At 70.8% G+C, this 15193-nt stretch carries 12 protein-coding genes and 1 pseudogene; 6 read left to right on the plus strand and 7 right to left on the minus strand.

From position 1 onward, the window contains the following. Positions 1 to 70: 70 nt before the first annotated feature. On the minus strand, positions 71 to 511 hold the full coding sequence (gene dtd / locus KME82_RS23265; protein WP_215496128.1) for a D-aminoacyl-tRNA deacylase: 441 nt from the start codon (positions 509 to 511) through the stop codon (positions 71 to 73). A gap of 132 nt (positions 512 to 643) precedes the next feature. Here dtd and KME82_RS23270 point away from each other — a divergent pair, with 132 nt between their 5' ends. The 3 genes from KME82_RS23270 (at position 644) to KME82_RS23280 (ending at position 3868) form a co-directional block, all read left to right on the plus strand. Beyond that, on the plus strand, positions 644 to 1564 hold the full coding sequence (locus tag KME82_RS23270) for a lauroyl acyltransferase (RefSeq protein WP_215496129.1): 921 nt from the start codon (positions 644 to 646) through the stop codon (positions 1562 to 1564). Positions 1565 to 1736: 172 nt separating this feature from the next. Then, the gene (locus tag KME82_RS23275) at positions 1737 to 2312 is read left to right on the plus strand and encodes a PH domain-containing protein (protein ID WP_215496130.1); all 576 of its coding nucleotides are present in this window, start codon (positions 1737 to 1739) and stop codon (positions 2310 to 2312) included. 116 nt (positions 2313 to 2428) lie between these two features. Next, complete coding sequence (locus KME82_RS23280; RefSeq protein WP_252255864.1) at positions 2429 to 3868, plus strand: PH domain-containing protein; 1440 nt, start codon at positions 2429 to 2431, stop codon at positions 3866 to 3868. Between the two features lie 30 nt (positions 3869 to 3898). Here the strand turns inward: KME82_RS23280 and KME82_RS23285 are convergent, their stop codons facing one another. Further along, positions 3899 to 4972 carry a CDP-glycerol glycerophosphotransferase family protein gene (locus tag KME82_RS23285; RefSeq protein ID WP_215496132.1) on the minus strand — a complete coding sequence of 358 codons (1074 nt, stop codon included), beginning with the start codon at positions 4970 to 4972 and terminating at the stop codon, positions 3899 to 3901. A 90-nt stretch (positions 4973 to 5062) separates the two neighbouring features. Here KME82_RS23285 and KME82_RS23290 point away from each other — a divergent pair, with 90 nt between their 5' ends. Next, positions 5063 to 5959, plus strand: coding sequence for a glycosyltransferase family 2 protein (locus KME82_RS23290; RefSeq protein ID WP_215496133.1), 897 nt, complete (start codon positions 5063 to 5065; stop codon positions 5957 to 5959). A gap of 264 nt (positions 5960 to 6223) precedes the next feature. Here KME82_RS23290 and KME82_RS26735 read toward each other — a convergent pair whose 3' ends face one another. The 5 genes and pseudogenes from KME82_RS26735 to def form a co-directional block, all read right to left on the minus strand. Next, a complete protein-coding gene (locus KME82_RS26735; RefSeq protein ID WP_252255865.1) occupies positions 6224 to 7489 on the minus strand; it encodes an O-antigen ligase family protein in 1266 nt (421 codons plus the stop codon). Positions 7490 to 7513: 24 nt separating this feature from the next. Next, positions 7514 to 9186 (minus strand): annotated as a pseudogene (locus KME82_RS23300) (ArnT family glycosyltransferase); the annotation flags it as partial. A 107-nt stretch (positions 9187 to 9293) separates the two neighbouring features. Next, complete coding sequence (rsmB, locus tag KME82_RS23305) at positions 9294 to 10565, minus strand: 16S rRNA (cytosine(967)-C(5))-methyltransferase RsmB (RefSeq protein WP_215499183.1); 1272 nt, start codon at positions 10563 to 10565, stop codon at positions 9294 to 9296. A gap of 302 nt (positions 10566 to 10867) precedes the next feature. Beyond that, positions 10868 to 11797 (minus strand): methionyl-tRNA formyltransferase, encoded by a 930-nt coding sequence (fmt, locus tag KME82_RS23310; protein WP_215496135.1) that lies wholly within the window; start codon positions 11795 to 11797, stop codon positions 10868 to 10870. Positions 11798 to 12002: 205 nt separating this feature from the next. Further along, positions 12003 to 12515: a peptide deformylase gene (def, locus tag KME82_RS23315; protein ID WP_036105800.1), complete on the minus strand. Its 513-nt coding sequence runs from the start codon at positions 12513 to 12515 to the stop codon at positions 12003 to 12005. A 159-nt stretch (positions 12516 to 12674) separates the two neighbouring features. On the opposite strand from def, the gene KME82_RS23320 reads away from it, so the two are divergent. After that, on the plus strand, positions 12675 to 13829 hold the full coding sequence (locus tag KME82_RS23320; protein WP_215496136.1) for a LysM peptidoglycan-binding domain-containing protein: 1155 nt from the start codon (positions 12675 to 12677) through the stop codon (positions 13827 to 13829). Between the two features lie 100 nt (positions 13830 to 13929). Beyond that, positions 13930 to 15162 carry a DNA-processing protein DprA gene (dprA, locus tag KME82_RS23325; RefSeq protein ID WP_215496137.1) on the plus strand — a complete coding sequence of 411 codons (1233 nt, stop codon included), beginning with the start codon at positions 13930 to 13932 and terminating at the stop codon, positions 15160 to 15162. The last annotated feature ends 31 nt before the right edge of the window (positions 15163 to 15193 follow it).

Consider the following 15193-nt stretch of genomic DNA (forward strand, 5'->3'; position numbering starts at 1 on the left):
CCGGTCGGCCGGGTCATGCATGCGGGAGGCTTGGGTCGAGCGGGTCGATCAGGGCGGTCGGATGGACCGGTCAGGCGCGGAGCAAGAAGGTCACCGGACCGTCGTTGACCAGGCTGACCACCATATGGGCACCGAAGCGGCCGGTTTCCACCCCCCCGGCATGACGTTGCCGGCAAGTTTCGACCAAACGGTTGAATAGCGGTTCAGCCAGGGCCGGGGCGGCCGCGGTACTGAAGCCTGGACGCATGCCGCTGCTGGTGTCGGCCGCCAGGGTGAACTGGCTGACCAGCAACAGTCCACCGCCGCTGTCGGTCAGGCCGCGATTCATGCGGCCGGCTTCGTCGGCGAAGACCCGGTACCCGAGCAGGCGTTCGGCCATGCGAGCGATCTGGGGTTCGCCGTCGCCCGGTTCAACCCCGACCAGGGCCAACAGCCCCGGACCGATCGCGCCGACGGTTTCGCCGTCGACGACCACGCTGGCCTGGGTCACGCGCTGGATCAGGCTCAACATGCCGCGCACCTGTTCGAAAAGTCGGGAACGCCAGTGTAAAGCCTGGATCGCGCCGGCATCTGCGGCGTTCGTCCGCCGAAGCGGCGCGACCGGCACGATCGGGGCCGAATGGCCAGCCGCTACACTCGCGCCATGAGCTCATTCGTCGCCCGTGTGCTGTATGTCCTGGCCGGTCTGCTCGGCCGCCTGCCGTGGTCGTGGCAACGGCGCCTGGGCGACGCGATCGCGGCCCTGTGGCTGCGCCGCGACGCCCGCGAGAGCCGGGTGACCCGGGTCAATCTGGAACTGGCCTACCCCGGCCTGCCGCCGGCCGAACGCGCGCAGTGGCAGCGCGCGATCATGCGCACCACCGCGCGCCAGGCGGTCGAGACCGTGCGCCTGTGGACGCGGCCGCATGCGGAAAATCTGCGCCTGTTGCGTGAGCAGCACGGCACCGAGCTGTTCGATGCGGCCCTGGCCTCCGGCAAGGGCCTGATCGTGGCCGCGCCGCATTACGGCAACTGGGAGCTGCTGAACCAGTGGCTGGCCTCGCGCACGCCGCTGGCGATCTTGTACCGGCCGCCGGAATCGGCGATCGGCGAGGCCTTCCTGAACCTGGTGCGCGCCGACACCGATGCCGAACGCGTGACCCAGATACGCGCCGAAGGTGCCGCCGTGCGCCAGCTGTGGAAACGGCTCAACGCCGGCGGCGTGGTCGGCATCCTGCCCGACCAGCAGCCCAAGGCCGGCGACGGCGAGTTCGCGCCGTTCTTCGGCGTGCCGGCGCTGACCATGACCCTGCTCGGCCGGCTGGCCGAACGCACCGGCGCGACCGTGCTGTTCGCGTACTGCGAACGCATCGGCACCGATGCCGATCCGCTCGGCTTCGCCCTGCGCATCGAGGCCGCGCCCGACGGCATCGCCGATCCTGATCCGCAACGCGCCTGCGTGGCGCTCAACGCCGCGGTCGAACGCATCGCGCGACGCGATCCGGCCCAGTACCAGTGGACCTACAAGCGCTACACGCTGCGTCCATCCGGCGACGGCAACGACAATCCGTATCGGTCCCGTTGAATCCTGGGTCTCGTTGAATCCCTCGCTCACGCCGAGCCCATCGGCGGCGCGGTCCCACGCTGCGCGCCTTTTGCATGCACGATCGAACATCGCCGCACGCGCGCCTGCCTGCGCCGCTCCAGGCACCGCGCCGACGACTACACTGCAAGCTGACTCGCCCGATGGCCGCAGGATGACGCAGACCGATCACGACGACGCAGCGCCCGCTCCCGCATCGGCCGTCCCGACCGAGCCCGTGCGCGATCCGCCCGCGCCGCCGCCGACGTACGCCAGTGGCGAATGGCAGCGCCTGCCGGCGCGCGCGATCCCGCTGTGCACGATCGACATCAGCCTGTCGCTGGCGTTCGTGTTCGGCATCGCCGGCACCATCGTCGGCGTGCTCACCCTGGGCCGCTATGCCGGACTCGCCAGCGGCCTGGCCGGGGCGCTGTTCGGCGCCGGCATCGGCATGTGGATCGGCTTCCGTCGTTACCGCAACACCCTGTGGCGACTGGACGACTACGGGTTCGCGGTGCGCCGCGGCGTGGCCTGGCAACGCGAGACCCTGGTGCCGCTGACCCGGGTCCAGCATCTGGACCTCAAGCACGGCCCGCTGCAACGCATGCGCCGGTTGTCGACCCTGGTCGTGCATACCGCCGGCACCCGCCACAGCGCGGTCTCGATCGATCATCTCGACGCCGACGACGCCCAGCGCCTGCGCGAGCGCCTGGGCCGTCAGCTCGATCACGAAGACGACGACGCCCGATGAGCGCGTCCGAGCTCGAGCCCGCCGCGCCGGCCGAATCCGCCGCGGCCGCACGCGTCGACGCGACGAGCAACAACCCGGCCGCGGCCGCCGTCGACGCCGACCGCCGCCTGCATCCGATGTCGTGGCTGTTCGTGCTGATCCAGCAACTGCGCCAGTTCATCGTGCCGCTGCTGGCGCTGCTGTTCTTCGGCCGCGGCGACCGCAACGAGCTGTGGTCGCTGATCGGCGTCGGCGTGCTGGTGCTGGTGTCGCTGTGGCGCTATTTCACCTATCGCTACGGCATCGGCGGCGACAGCGTGGTGGTGCGCAGCGGCCTGCTCAATCGCAGCCTGCGGGTGATCCCGTTCGTGCGCATCCAGAACGTGGCGCTGCACCAGAACGTGCTGCACCGCTTGTTCGGGGTGGCCGAAGTGCGGCTGGAATCGGCCGGCAGCAAGCAAGCCGAAGCGCATATGCGCGTGCTCAAGCTCGACGACGCGCTGACGCTGGAATCGCTGGTGCGCAGGCGCGGCGCGAGCGCGGCCGAAGCGGTCGAGGAACGCGCCGATACGTTATTGCAGCTCGGTCCGGCCGAAGTGCTGCGGCTCGGGCTGGTCTCCAACGGCGGCCTGGTGCTGGTCGGCGCCAGCCTGGCCGCGCTGTCGCAGATGGTGCCGGACGTCAACGGCCGCATTCCCGAACGCGTGTTGCGCCAGGGCCTGCGCTGGGTGTCGGGCCATGTCGACGTGCAGCAGTTCGACACGGCCGGTTATGCGCTGCTGGCGGTCGGCGTGATCGGCGCGACCGCGGTCGCGCTGAAGACGCTGTCGATCGCGCTGGCGCTGCTGCGTTACTACGGGTTCGAATTGAGCGAGCAAGGCCGCCGGCTGACCGCCGAACGCGGCCTGCTCGGGCGTTGGCGCACCACCGTGCCGCGCCGGCGGATCCAGGCGTGGACGCTGGAAGAAGGTCTGATGCACCGCTTGCTCGGCCGCCGCCGGCTGGCGGTGGACACGGTCGGCGCGGACGAAGACGACGAGGGCCGCGCGCTCAAGGAACTGGCGCCGATCGCGACGCCGGCGCGCTGCGATGCGCTGGTCGAACATCTGCTGCCGCGCGCGCAGTGGGACCAGTTGCAGTGGCAGTCGCTGCCCGGTGCGACCTGGTGGCGGCTGTTCCTGCCGGACGTGCCGTGGACCGTGCTGGCGACGTTCGCGTTGTACTGGCAGGCAGGCGCGTGGGGCCTGCTCGCGCTGCTGTGGTTGCCATGGGCCGCGTTCAAGGCGCGCCGGCGCGCGCAGCGGATCGGTTATGCCTACAGCGAGCAGCTGATCGCGGTGCGCGAAGGCTGGTGGCACCGTTACTGGCGTTTCGCCGAACTCGACAAGCTGCAGGCCTTGCAGGTCAAGCGCTCGCCGATCGACCGGCGCTGCGGCACCGCGACCTTGTGGCTGGACACCGCCGGTGCCGGCACCCTGGCGCCGCCGCTGCGGATCCGTTTCCTGCCCGAAGCGCAGGCGCGGCGGTTGTACGAATCGCTGGCGGCCGGGCTGTCGCGGCAACCGCTGCGCTGGTGAGCGCGGCGCGGCGGCGCGACTGAGCCGCGCTCAGCCGCCCGGCCCCCAATAACCGAGTTCGCGGCGAATCTGCAGCGAACGCAGCCACGACGACAGCGGCTTGCGCCGCAACGCGCCCAATCGCCCGGCCAGCAGATCCTCGGTCGCCGCGATCACCCGCTCGGACGAGCGGCCGTCGCGGTACGGATGGATCGCGTCGGCGTAGGCGTCGATCGCCGCCTGCAGCTCGGGGCTGGGCGCGAACGCGCGGTCGAGCTGCGCGCCGAGCGTGGCCGGATCGTCGAAATCGATCATGTGCGGCTTGGGCGCGCGATTGCGGAAAGTCACCACCGGTTTGCGCTGGACCACGAACTCGGAAACCACCGAGGTGGTATCGGCCAGCAACACGTCGGCGGCGCGCTGCGCCGCGATCAGGTCTTCGGTTTCGACGAAGGTGGCGTTGACGCCGGCCAGCGCGCGGTAACGTTCGAACAGTTCCGGCGCGCACTTGGGGTGCAGGGTCAGCAGCCAGTAGCGATCGCCCTGGGCGATCTGCGCGGCGATCGCCTCGAACAGATGCGGCGCCGCGCTCAGGCGCTCGGTAAAGGTCGAGGCGAACAGCACCACCTCGCGCCCGCCGGCGAAGCGGCGCCAGTGCGCGGCGGCGCCGTCGTCGTCGCGGAACAGCGGATCGAGCTTGGGCCAGCCGGTCTCGACCACGGCGAAATGCCCGGCCTGCGCGGCCAGCGCGCGGAACGGCGCGGTGGTCGCCGGCCCCTGGGTGCAGTACAGATCGAACAGGCCGCGCACCCGGAAATGGCCGCGCGCGTCCTCGCGTTTTTCGACGTTGAAGCCATGGAACAGCTGCACCTTGGCCCCGGCGACGAACGGCGGCACCCAGTTGGCGGCGCTGAACACCGCGCGCGGCCTGAGCGCGACCGCGGCGCGCAGGCCGGCCCGTCCCGGTTCGAGCATGCGCACCGGCGCGTCCAGCCGCGAGCCCGCGGCGCCGTCGGCGAACCAGGCATGGGCGACATGGCCGGCGGCATGCAGCGCCTGCGCCAACGGCTGCAGGATCGGCAGCGCGTAGCGTTCGGTGGCGAAGAGCAGGTAGTCGTGGGGCATGGCGGGGAGCGGGAGCGAGCGAGGAATGAGTTTAGAGGAGTCAGGAGTGAGCAGGAGCCAAGGGGCCGCGGGCGCAGGAACCCGCCGCCTATGCTTTTACTCACTCCTCACTCCTCTAAACTCATTCCTCGCCACACCCGGACCGCCGCCATCGACGCGCCCTCGCCCACCGCCACCGCGCGTCCTCGCGTATCGGCCTGCATCATCGCCTTCAACGAAGCCGACCGGATCGGCGATTGCCTGGCGTCGCTGGCGTTCTGCGACGAGATCGTGGTGGTCGATTCGTATTCCAGCGACGCCACCGTCGCGATCGCGCAGGCGGCCGGCGCGCGCGTGCTGCAACGCGCCTTCGACGGTTTCCGCAGCCAGAAGCAGTACGCGGTCGAACAGGCCGCGCACGATTGGGTGCTGTGCCTGGACGCCGACGAACGCGTGGGCGATGACTTGCGCGCCTCGATCGAATCGGCGCGCGCGCGCGGCTTCACCGACGCCGCCGGTTACCGCTTCGCCCGCCTGTCGGAGTACTTCGGCCGCTTCCTGCGCCATGGCAATGCCTACCCCGATCGCGTGCTGCGCCTGTTCGACCGGCGTCGCGGCGGTTGGCGCGGCAAGCGCGAAATCCACGAGGCCGCGAGCGTCGACGGCGCGGTCGCGACCCTGCCGGGCGATCTGATCCATTACCCCTACCGCTCGCTGGAACAGCAACTGGCCAAGACCGAACGCTACGCGCGGATGATGGCCGAGCACGAACACGCCCGCGGCAAGCGCGCGACCCTGGCCAAGCTGGTGCTGGCGCCGGCCTGGCGGTTCTGGCGCGGCTACGTGCTGCGCGCCGGGTTCCTCGACGGCTGGCACGGGCTGGTGTACGCCTATGTGCGCGCCAACTACGTGCGGCAGAAGACGATCATGCTGTGGATGCTGCAGCGCGGGTTGCCGGTGACGACGCCGAAGCGCGAGGACGAAGACACGGGCACGGGCACGGGCTGATCGTCGCTCGCCAGAGCGCGAAACCCACAGCTTTTGCGAAGCCCGAAGTCTTTTGCGGGAGGGGCTTGAGCCCCGATGCCTTTCGCTCAGTAGCGGTGAAGGCCGGTGACCTGATCGAACAGCATCGGGGCTCAAGCCCCTCCCACAAAAACCCGGATCGCTCGCGCGCAATACCCGATCACACGGCTCCGGTTAACACTCGGTTTTGTTCAAGACCGCGCTTGCGAGCCGCGAATCCCTCGGCATCGCCCATCGCCGCACCCCTCAGCCCGCCGACGCCACACTCTCGCGCGATTCGCGCAGGCTGAAACCGTACAACACCCCGATCGCCGCGGCGTACAGCGAGGCGATCAATTGATGCGCGAACATCGACTGGGTCAGGCCGCAGGTGATGTAGACCAGCACCAGCACCAGGCCGGCCAGCGCGGTGCTGCGCGAGCGGCCTTCGGGCCGTTCGCGCAGACGCCGCGCGAACAGCGCCAGCGGCAACAGGTAAATCCCCAGGATCGCGACCAAGCCCGGCAGGCCCATGGTCGCGGCCCATTCGGGCACGTCGCTGTGGGCGTGGCCGAGCTTGCAGAAACCGATCCGCGGCGTCGGCGGCGCGCATTGCGGCGTCGCCATCACCACCTGTTCGAAGCTGCCCACGCCCACGCCGGTGAGCGGGTGTTCGGCGAAGGTCGTGCCGGCCAGTTCGAGCAAGGTGACCCGCGCTCCGAGCGAGGAGGCGGTGTCGCCGTCGCGCAGGCGGTCGACATCCGACAGCAGCTCGTGCATGCGGGTCTGCTGCGCCAGCGGCGCGACCCACAACGCCGCCACCGCGGCGACGACCAGCGCCGCCAGCACCGTCCACGACAGCTTGCGCGCGCGGCCGCCGCTGACCAGCAGCCCCACCACCAGCACGATCGCCAGGCCCGGCCACACCCCGCGACTGCCGCTGAGCGCGACCGCGGCGACCCCGAGCGCGCAGCACGTCGTCCAGCAGCGCCCGGCCACACCGCCAGCACGACCGCTCGCGACGCGGCGAACCCGATCGCGCGCGCCAGCCAGCGCGCTCGCGGCAGCAGACAGCGCCAGCGCGAACGCGCCGGCCAGCGCCAGCGCCGGACAGCAGCGCCGCGAGGCCGTGGCGACACGGCGAAGCGCCGGCCAGCAGCCAGCGCGGCCCACAGCCAGCGCCGCGACGGCGCCATAGACCACGCGGCGGTCAGCAGGCGCAGGCGGTTGTCGGCCTCGCGCCAGCGCACGCGACTCGGCAGCGCAGCGAACGGAACGCGCGGCCACCAGCACCAGCGCGCCAGCGCAGCACAGCAGCGCAGCGCCGCGCCTCGCGCCAGCCCTGGGCGATGGTGCCGGGCGCGCCAGGCGGGCCAGCGACAGCCGAACAGGCAGCCGCCGAGAGCGCCGCGCAGGCGCCAGGCCGAACCGCGCGCGACGAGGCCGCGATCCGCGCCTCGACTGCCGCGATCGCGGCCTCTCCGGCGATGCGCATCGGGGACGCGAATCGTCTCGATGGGCCGTTCGGCGCACGCGGCCGGCGGCACGGCGCGCGTGCGGCCGTCGCCACCACAGGCGGCGGTTGGAACGGCAGCTCGGCGCAGGCCCGGCAGCAGCGCCGGCTCCTGCACGAACAGCCAACGCGTCCGCGGCGCCTGCGCCTGCCAGGCCAGACCGTGTTCGAGCTGCTTGGCCCAGCCCATGACGAAGCCGAAGTTGGTGGTCCTGGCCTGAGTCATGAGCAGGTTCTGCTCTTTCCATGCGACCAGGCCGAGCTCGGCGTCGGGACCGATGCGCTGCGCGGCGCGGGTCATGACCCCGCGCGCCGACGAAGAATCGTTGAGCACCGGCGCGACCAGCACGCCGTACAGCACCCAGATCCCGCACAAGGTCGCGGCCAGCGCATGGATCGGCCGCTTGAAGCCGAACCACAGCAACGAAGCCGTACCCCAGGCGCCGATCGCCAGCACCGCGGCGGACAGCGCGCGCGCGCCGTCGGTGAAGTCGCGGTCGAGGATCAACTTGCGCTCGAACGACGGATTGCCGAACCACATCGACAGCCCCACCCCGAGCATCGCCAGGGTCAAGGCCAGGGCGAAACCGAACGCGATCCGGCGCGGCCAGGCGCGGCGCAGGATGCCCGGCAGCAGCGGCGCGAACGCCAGGCAGGCCATCGGCAGCGCCGGCAGGATGTAGACGTCGCGTTTGCCGTGCGGGATCGAGAAAAACACGATCACCAGCGCCCACCACGCCAGCGGCAAGAGATAACGCGGATCGACGCGGCGCAGGCGCCGGCCCCAGGCGCACAGCGCCCACGGCAGCGCCAGCATCAGCGGCAGCCACATCGAGAACATCACCCCAATGTGGTACCAGACCGGCTGGTGATGATCCCAGGACTTGGCGTAACGGCCCGCGGTCTGCCGGAACAGGATGTCGTTGAGGTAGGCGTGGTAGCTCGGATCGGCGCTGTTCATCGCGACCGTCACCATCGGCAGGATCCACAGCGACACCGCGACCCCGAACGCCAACGGCCCCAACCAGAAACGCGGATTGCCGATGCCGGCGCGCACCGGCATGCGGGTCCAGGCCAGCGCGCGCGACAGCGCCCCGCCCGGCGCGACCGCAGCCTGCAACGGCCGCAGCAACGCCGCGGCCGCGACCGGCGCCAGCATCAGCAGCGCGATCGCGCCCACGCCCTTGGTGATCGTGCCGATGCCGGCGGCGAACCAGGCCAGCGTCCACCAGCGCCACGACGGCCCGGTCAGCAGATGCCGCAGCAGGCCGTAATTGGCCAGGGTGATCCAGAACACCACCGACGGATCGATCTGCGCCTTCTTGGCCTGGTAGCAGAAATGCAGGGTCAGCAGCAGCGCCCAGCCGGCGTAGTAGCCGATCCGGCGCGTCCACAGGCGGCGGCCGAGATCGACCACGCACCACAAGGTGCCCATCGCCGCCAGCAGCGAGGGCAGCAGGAAGGCGACGCGCCAGTTGCCGGTGATCAGGTAGGAGACCGCCTCGGTCCACATGAACAACGGCGGCTTGTCCGAGTACAACTCGACGCCACGGTGCGGAAACAGCCATTGGCCGGTTTCGACCATCTGCTTGGCGACCAGGGCGAAGCGCGGCTCGTCGGCGGGCCAGGGATCGCGCAGGCCCAGGCCGGCGCCGAGCACCAGCCAGGCGACGATCCAGAACAGCCAGGCTTGGCGGGATTGGGCGCTTTTGAACATGCGCGAGATCATACGCAGCGGCTTGTGTCGGGAGGAGAGGGCAAAGCCGGCAACTGGGCCGCCGCTCACCTTTGGCTCATGTAAGGGCGCAGACGCGCCGCGCGGACTCAGCTCGCGCGCCGCAGCCGCGCGTAGAAGAACCCGTCGCCGCCGTCGTCTCCGGGCAGGCGCTGGCGGCCGACCTCGCGGTCATAGCCGTAACGCGCATCCAGCGGCTCGACCCGCGCATCGGCGGTACGGGCGAGGAAGGCTTGCACCTGGCGCTCGTTCTCGTCGTGCAGGATCGAACAGGTCGCATACAGCAGCACGCCGCCGGGCGCGAGCACGCCCCACAGCGCGTCGAGCAGTTGCGCCTGGGTCATGGTCAACGCGGCGATGTCGGATTCGCGTCGGTGCACGACCACGTCGGGCTGGCGGCGGACGATGCCGGTGGCCGAACACGGCGCATCGAGCAGCACCGCGTCGAACGGCACGCCGTCCCACCAGTCGCCGGGCCGGGCGGCATCGGCGACCTGCAACCGGGCCCGTTCGGCCAGGCCAAGGCGCGCCAGACCGGTGCCCACGCGGCGCAAACGCTGTGCGTCGATATCCAGCGCGGTCAACGCCAGCCGCGGGTCGCGTTCGAGCAGATGCGCGCTCTTGCCGCCGGGCGCGGCGCAGGCGTCGAGCACCCGCGCGCCGGGCGCGGGCGCGAGCGCATCGGCCACGAGCTGCGCCGACAGGTCCTGGATCGAGACCGCGCCGTCGCCGAAACCCGGCAAGGTCGCGACCGGCACCGCTTCGTCCAGGCGCAGCGCCGCGTCCGCGCCCTCCGGCGCGATGGCGTCGATCCCGGCCTCGGCGAGGCGCGCGCGATAGTCCTCGCGGCTGCCGCGGGCAACGTTGACCCGCAGCCACATCGGCGGCGCGATCGCGCTTTGCGCGAGGATCGCGTCGTAGTGCTCGGGCCAATCCTTGCGCAACTTGCCGCGCAGCCAGCTCGGCCAATGCGAATGGCGCGGGTCGCCGGCCGGCAATCCGTCGCGCTGGGCGCGACGCAGCAAGGCGTTGACCAAGCCGGCCTGATGCTTGCACCCGAGCACGCGGGTGGCTTCCACGGTCGCCGCCAGGGCGGCATGCGCGGGCAGTCGCAGCGGGTCGAGCTGGGCGAGGCCGGCGTACAGCAGCGCGCGCAGTTCGCCGTCGCGGCGCGACAGCGGGCGCGGCATCCACGCGTCGAGCGCGTTTTCGAAACGCAGCGGCTGGCGCAGCACCGCGAAGCAGATCGCCTCGACCAGGGCGCGGTCGCGCGGATCGGGCAGTTGCGGCAGCGATGCGGCGAGTTCGGCCTTCATCGAACGGCCGTGGTGCAGCACCGCGTCGAGCACGCGCGCGGCCATCGCGCGCGGCTGCGCGCCGGCCAGCAACGGCGGCGCGGCAGGCCGGGTCAGCTGCGTTGCGCTGTCGCCCGACGCGGCCGCACGCGGACGATCGCCGCGCTGACCGCCGCCGCTGCCATACGGCGATTTGCGCTCGCCCGAACCCGGGCGGCCCGCGCCTGCGTTGCCCGTGCGCGCATTGCCCGGGCCGGCGCCGGCTTCGCGACGCGGACCGCGCGCCCCCGGACCCGAGGACGCTCCACCGCGCCCGCCGTACGGCCCTCGTGGACCGCGCGGGCCTTTGGGCGGCTGGCCCGATTCGCTCACGCGCCGCGCGCCGCGATCAGATCGCGCCGACCGTTCAAGTAATCCGCCGCGGTGATCGCCTTGCCGCCGTCGCGCTGCAGCACCCGCACGCGCAGGGCGCCGACGCCGCAGGCGATGTCGATGCCGTCGCGACCGGCCAGCAGCACCGTGCCGGGCTCGGCGCGATGCTCCAGCGGCAACGCGATCGCGCCGTGGATGCGCACGCGCTCGCCGGCGATCAGCGCATCGGCCATCGGCCAGGGATTGAACGCGCGCACTTTATTGGCCAATGCGGTCGCGCTGTGGCTCCAGTCCAGCCGCGCCTCGGCCTTGTCGAGCTTATGCGCGTAGGTCACGCCGGCCTCGGGCTGAATCCACGGGCGCGGGAACAGTTCCGCGCGCGCCAGGCCCAGGCCGTCGCCGAGCACTTCCGCGCCGAGTTCGCTGAGCCGGTCGTGCAATTGGCCGCCGGTTTCGCTGTCGCCGATCGACAGCTTGGCCTGCAGCAGCACCGGGCCGCTGTCGAGGCCCTTCTCCATCTGCATCAGGCACACGCCGGTTTCGGCGTCGCCGGCCTGGATCGCGCGCTGGATCGGCGCGGCGCCGCGCCAGCGCGGCAGCAGCGAGGCATGCACGTTCCAGCAGCCGTAGGTCGGAATGTCGAGCACCGACTGCGGCAGGATCAAGCCGTAGGCGACCACGATCATCAGGTCCGGCTGCAACGCGCGCAGCGTCTCGCGCGCGGCGCGGGTCTTGAAGTTTTCCGGCTGGAACACCGGGATCCCGCGCAGCAGCGCCTCGCGCTTGACCGGCGAGATCGACAACTCGCGCCCGCGCCCGGCCGGACGATCGGGCTGGGTGTACACGCCCACCACCTCGCCGCGTTGCGCGGCCGCGCGCAGGCTCGGTACGGCGAAGTCGGGGGTACCGGCGAAGATCAGGCGCATAAGGGCAGGGATTCGGGAGTGGGGATTCGGGATTCGCAAAAGCACAGCGCGCCATTTGCGGTCTCAGAGTACTGGCGTGGCGGTGGCGCCGACATGCACCCGCACGCAGACGCGGCGATTCGACAGAAACGAAAGCCGGCGCGGCGACCCGATCGCGCCGAAACGCTCTTACGAATCCCGAATCCCGACTCCCGATTCCCGGCCCTTAAGCCGACTGCCGCCGCTGCTTGGCCAGCTTCTTGCGCACCATCTCGCGCTTGAGCGGCGAGAGGTAGTCGACGAACAACTTGCCGTCGAGGTGATCCATCTCGTGCTGGATGCACACCGCCAGCAGGCCGTCGGTGCTCAGCTCGAACGGCTGGCCGTCGCGGCCGATCGCCTGCACGGTGATTTCGTTGGCGCGGGTCACGTCGGCGAAGATGCCCGGTACCGACAGGCAACCTTCCTGGTAGACCTGCTCGCCGGATTTAGCGACGATCTGCGGATTGACGAACACCAGCGGCCGGTCTTTTTCTTCCGACACGTCGATGACCATGAACCGCTGATGCACGTCGACCTGGCTCGCCGCCAGGCCGATGCCGGGGCATTCGTACATGGTCTGGAACATATCGTCGAGCAACTGCTGGAACGCAGGCGACGTTACGTGCGAGGCTTCGACCGGCACCGCTTTGGTCCGCAGGCGGGGGTCGGGAAATTCGAGGATGGGGAGCAGGGCCATGGGTGTCAAAAATGGGGGCGTGGGTCACATACGCAAGCTTTGGTTGCATTGTACCCCCGTTATAGGCTGTAAATGCCTGCTAGTGTTCGCAACTCTTGGGCTATAGTCCGGGTGCCCGCAGAGGGCAAACCTGGAAGGGGAATCAGGTAGATGGCCGCCATGTTTAAACCTATCCGTGCGGTTTTTACCGCAGCGTTGCTGACTGTTGCCACGTACGCCCTCGCGGCGGAACTGCGAGGCGACCACCCCAACACCTACACGGTGAAACGGGGCGACACCCTGTGGGACATTTCCGCGCGCTTCTTGAAGAAGCCGTGGCTGTGGCCGGAAATCTGGCAGGCCAACCCGCAGATCAAGAATCCACACCTCATCTATCCCGGTGACGTGATCTCGCTGGCCTACCTCGACCGCGTCGCCGCGGCCCAGGTCCAGCCCGGTCCGCGCCAGGAAGCGCCGCTCACTGGCGTGCCGTTGTCGGAGATCGAGCCGTTCCTGAAGAACCTGCGCGTGGTCGACGACTTCGAACAGCTGCCCTACGTGGTCGGCCTCGAGGAAGACCGCCTGCGGGTGACCCAGGGCCAGGCCGCCTACGTCAAGGGCCTGACCGACCAGAGCCCGGGCACGCGTTACGCCGTGGTCCGTCCGACCCAGCGCTACACCCGACTGGACCGCGTCGCCTGCTGCGACATCATGCGCGCGGCCGATCTGGACTACCGCGGCAAGCGCACGGTCGACTTCGACGCGATCTGGACCGACGTGGTGGTGCCCGACAAGGGCCGCGAACTGCTCGGCTACGAGCTGCTGCAGGTCGCCACCGGCACGCTCAGCCGCGGCGCGGTCGGCGGCATGCAGGCCTCGACCCTGGTGATCGACGACACCGGCCGCGAAATCCGCGTCGGCGACCGCCTGATTCCGGTCCAGGCCCAGCCCTACGACCTGCAGTTCTTCCCGCATCCGCCCAAGGCCCAGTTCGACTACGGTCGCGCCCAGGTGCTGTCGGTGGCCGATCTGGTCAAGAGCGGCGGTCCGCGCGACGTGATCGCGCTGTCGGTCGGCTCCAAGGACGGCATCGACAACGGCACGGTGTTCTCGACCTGGCGCGTGGGCAGCAGCGCCCCGGATCGGGTCAAGGTCGGCCCGGACCGCGCGCCGGACCTGTTCGGCAAGAATTCGCGGGTGCGCCTGCCCGACGAGTTCTCCGGCCACGCGATGGTGTTCCGCACCTTCGACAAGGTCAGCTACGCCTTGATCATGGACGGCGTGCGTCCGACCAAGGTCGGCTACGAGCTCAAGCACCCCGACTCGTCCTACTGAGTCCGGACAAGCCGCGCGGCCAACGCCGCGCGGGCTTTTCCTACAGCACCACGCGACGGCGCCTTCGGGCGCCGTCGTCGTTTGCGGACTAGGCTGGGGCATGGACCAGACCGACTCCGACACCGCCCGCGAGAACGCCCTCGCCCTGCTGAGCCTGATCGACGCCGGCGGCGCGGCCGCGCCCCGACGCGCGCTGCTTGAACAACACGGCAGCGCCGCGGCCGTGCTGGCCGCCGGGCCGCGCGCGTGGCGGGCGGCGGACCTGTCGGAAAAGCAGATCGACCGCCTGCGCACGCCGCAGGCCGAGACCCTGGACCGCGCCGGCCGCTGGCTGAGCGCCCCCGATCATCACCTGATCGACTGGAACCACCCCGACTACCCGCCGCTGCTGCGCCGGGCGCCCAGCCCGCCGCTGGCGCTGTTCGTGGTCGGCGAACCGGCCCTGCTGTGGCACCCGTCGGTGGCCGTGGTCGGCAGCCGTTCACCGACCCCGGCCGGCACCGACAACGCCGCCGACTTCGCCCGCGCCCTGGCCCGCAGCGGCCTGGCGGTGATCAGCGGCCTCGCCGCGGGCGTCGACACCGCCGCGCACCGCGCCACCCTGGACGCCGATGGGCTGACCGTGGCCGTGCTCGGCACCGGCCCCGACGTCGCCTACCCGCGCAGCAACGCCGAGCTGCTGGCGCGGATCGGCCAGGTCGGCGCGGTGGTCAGCGAGCACCTGCCCGGCACCCAGGCCCGGCCCGAGCACTTCCCCAGCCGCAACCGGATCCTGGCCGGGCTCAGCCTGGGCACCCTGGTGATCGAGGCGGCCGAGCGCTCCGGCGCGCTGATCACCGCGCGCCTGGCCAGCGAATGCGGGCGCGAGGTGTTCGCGGTGCCCGGCTCGATCCACAACCCGCTCGCGCGCGGCTGCCACCGCCTGATCCGCGAGGGCGCCGGGCTGGTCGAGAGCGCCGGCGAGGTGACCGCCGCCTTAGCCCCGCTGGCGGCCGAACTGGCCGACGGCTTGCGCAGGCGCCTGGGCGTCCCCACTACATCGGACCATGCCAGCGACGAGTCGACACCCCCGTCGGATCACGCCGGCCACGCGAGCGTCACACACGACGATCACGATGGCCGCGAGCGAGTTTCCGGAGCGTCGCCGCAAGCGCAATACGCCGATCCCGACTACCAGCGCTTGTGGCACGCGCTGGGTTACGACCCCACCGGTATGGATCGCCTGGTCGATCGCACCGGATTGACGATCGCCGAACTGTCCTCCATGCTGCTGGTCATGGAGCTTGAGGGTCGCGTCGCGGCGCTGCATGGCCGTTACTTCCGCAACCGCTGAATCCGAATCGGCATCGATCTGCCGGCGGGTC

Source organism: Lysobacter capsici (genome assembly GCF_018732085.1).
Classification (GTDB): domain Bacteria; phylum Pseudomonadota; class Gammaproteobacteria; order Xanthomonadales; family Xanthomonadaceae; genus Lysobacter; species Lysobacter capsici_A.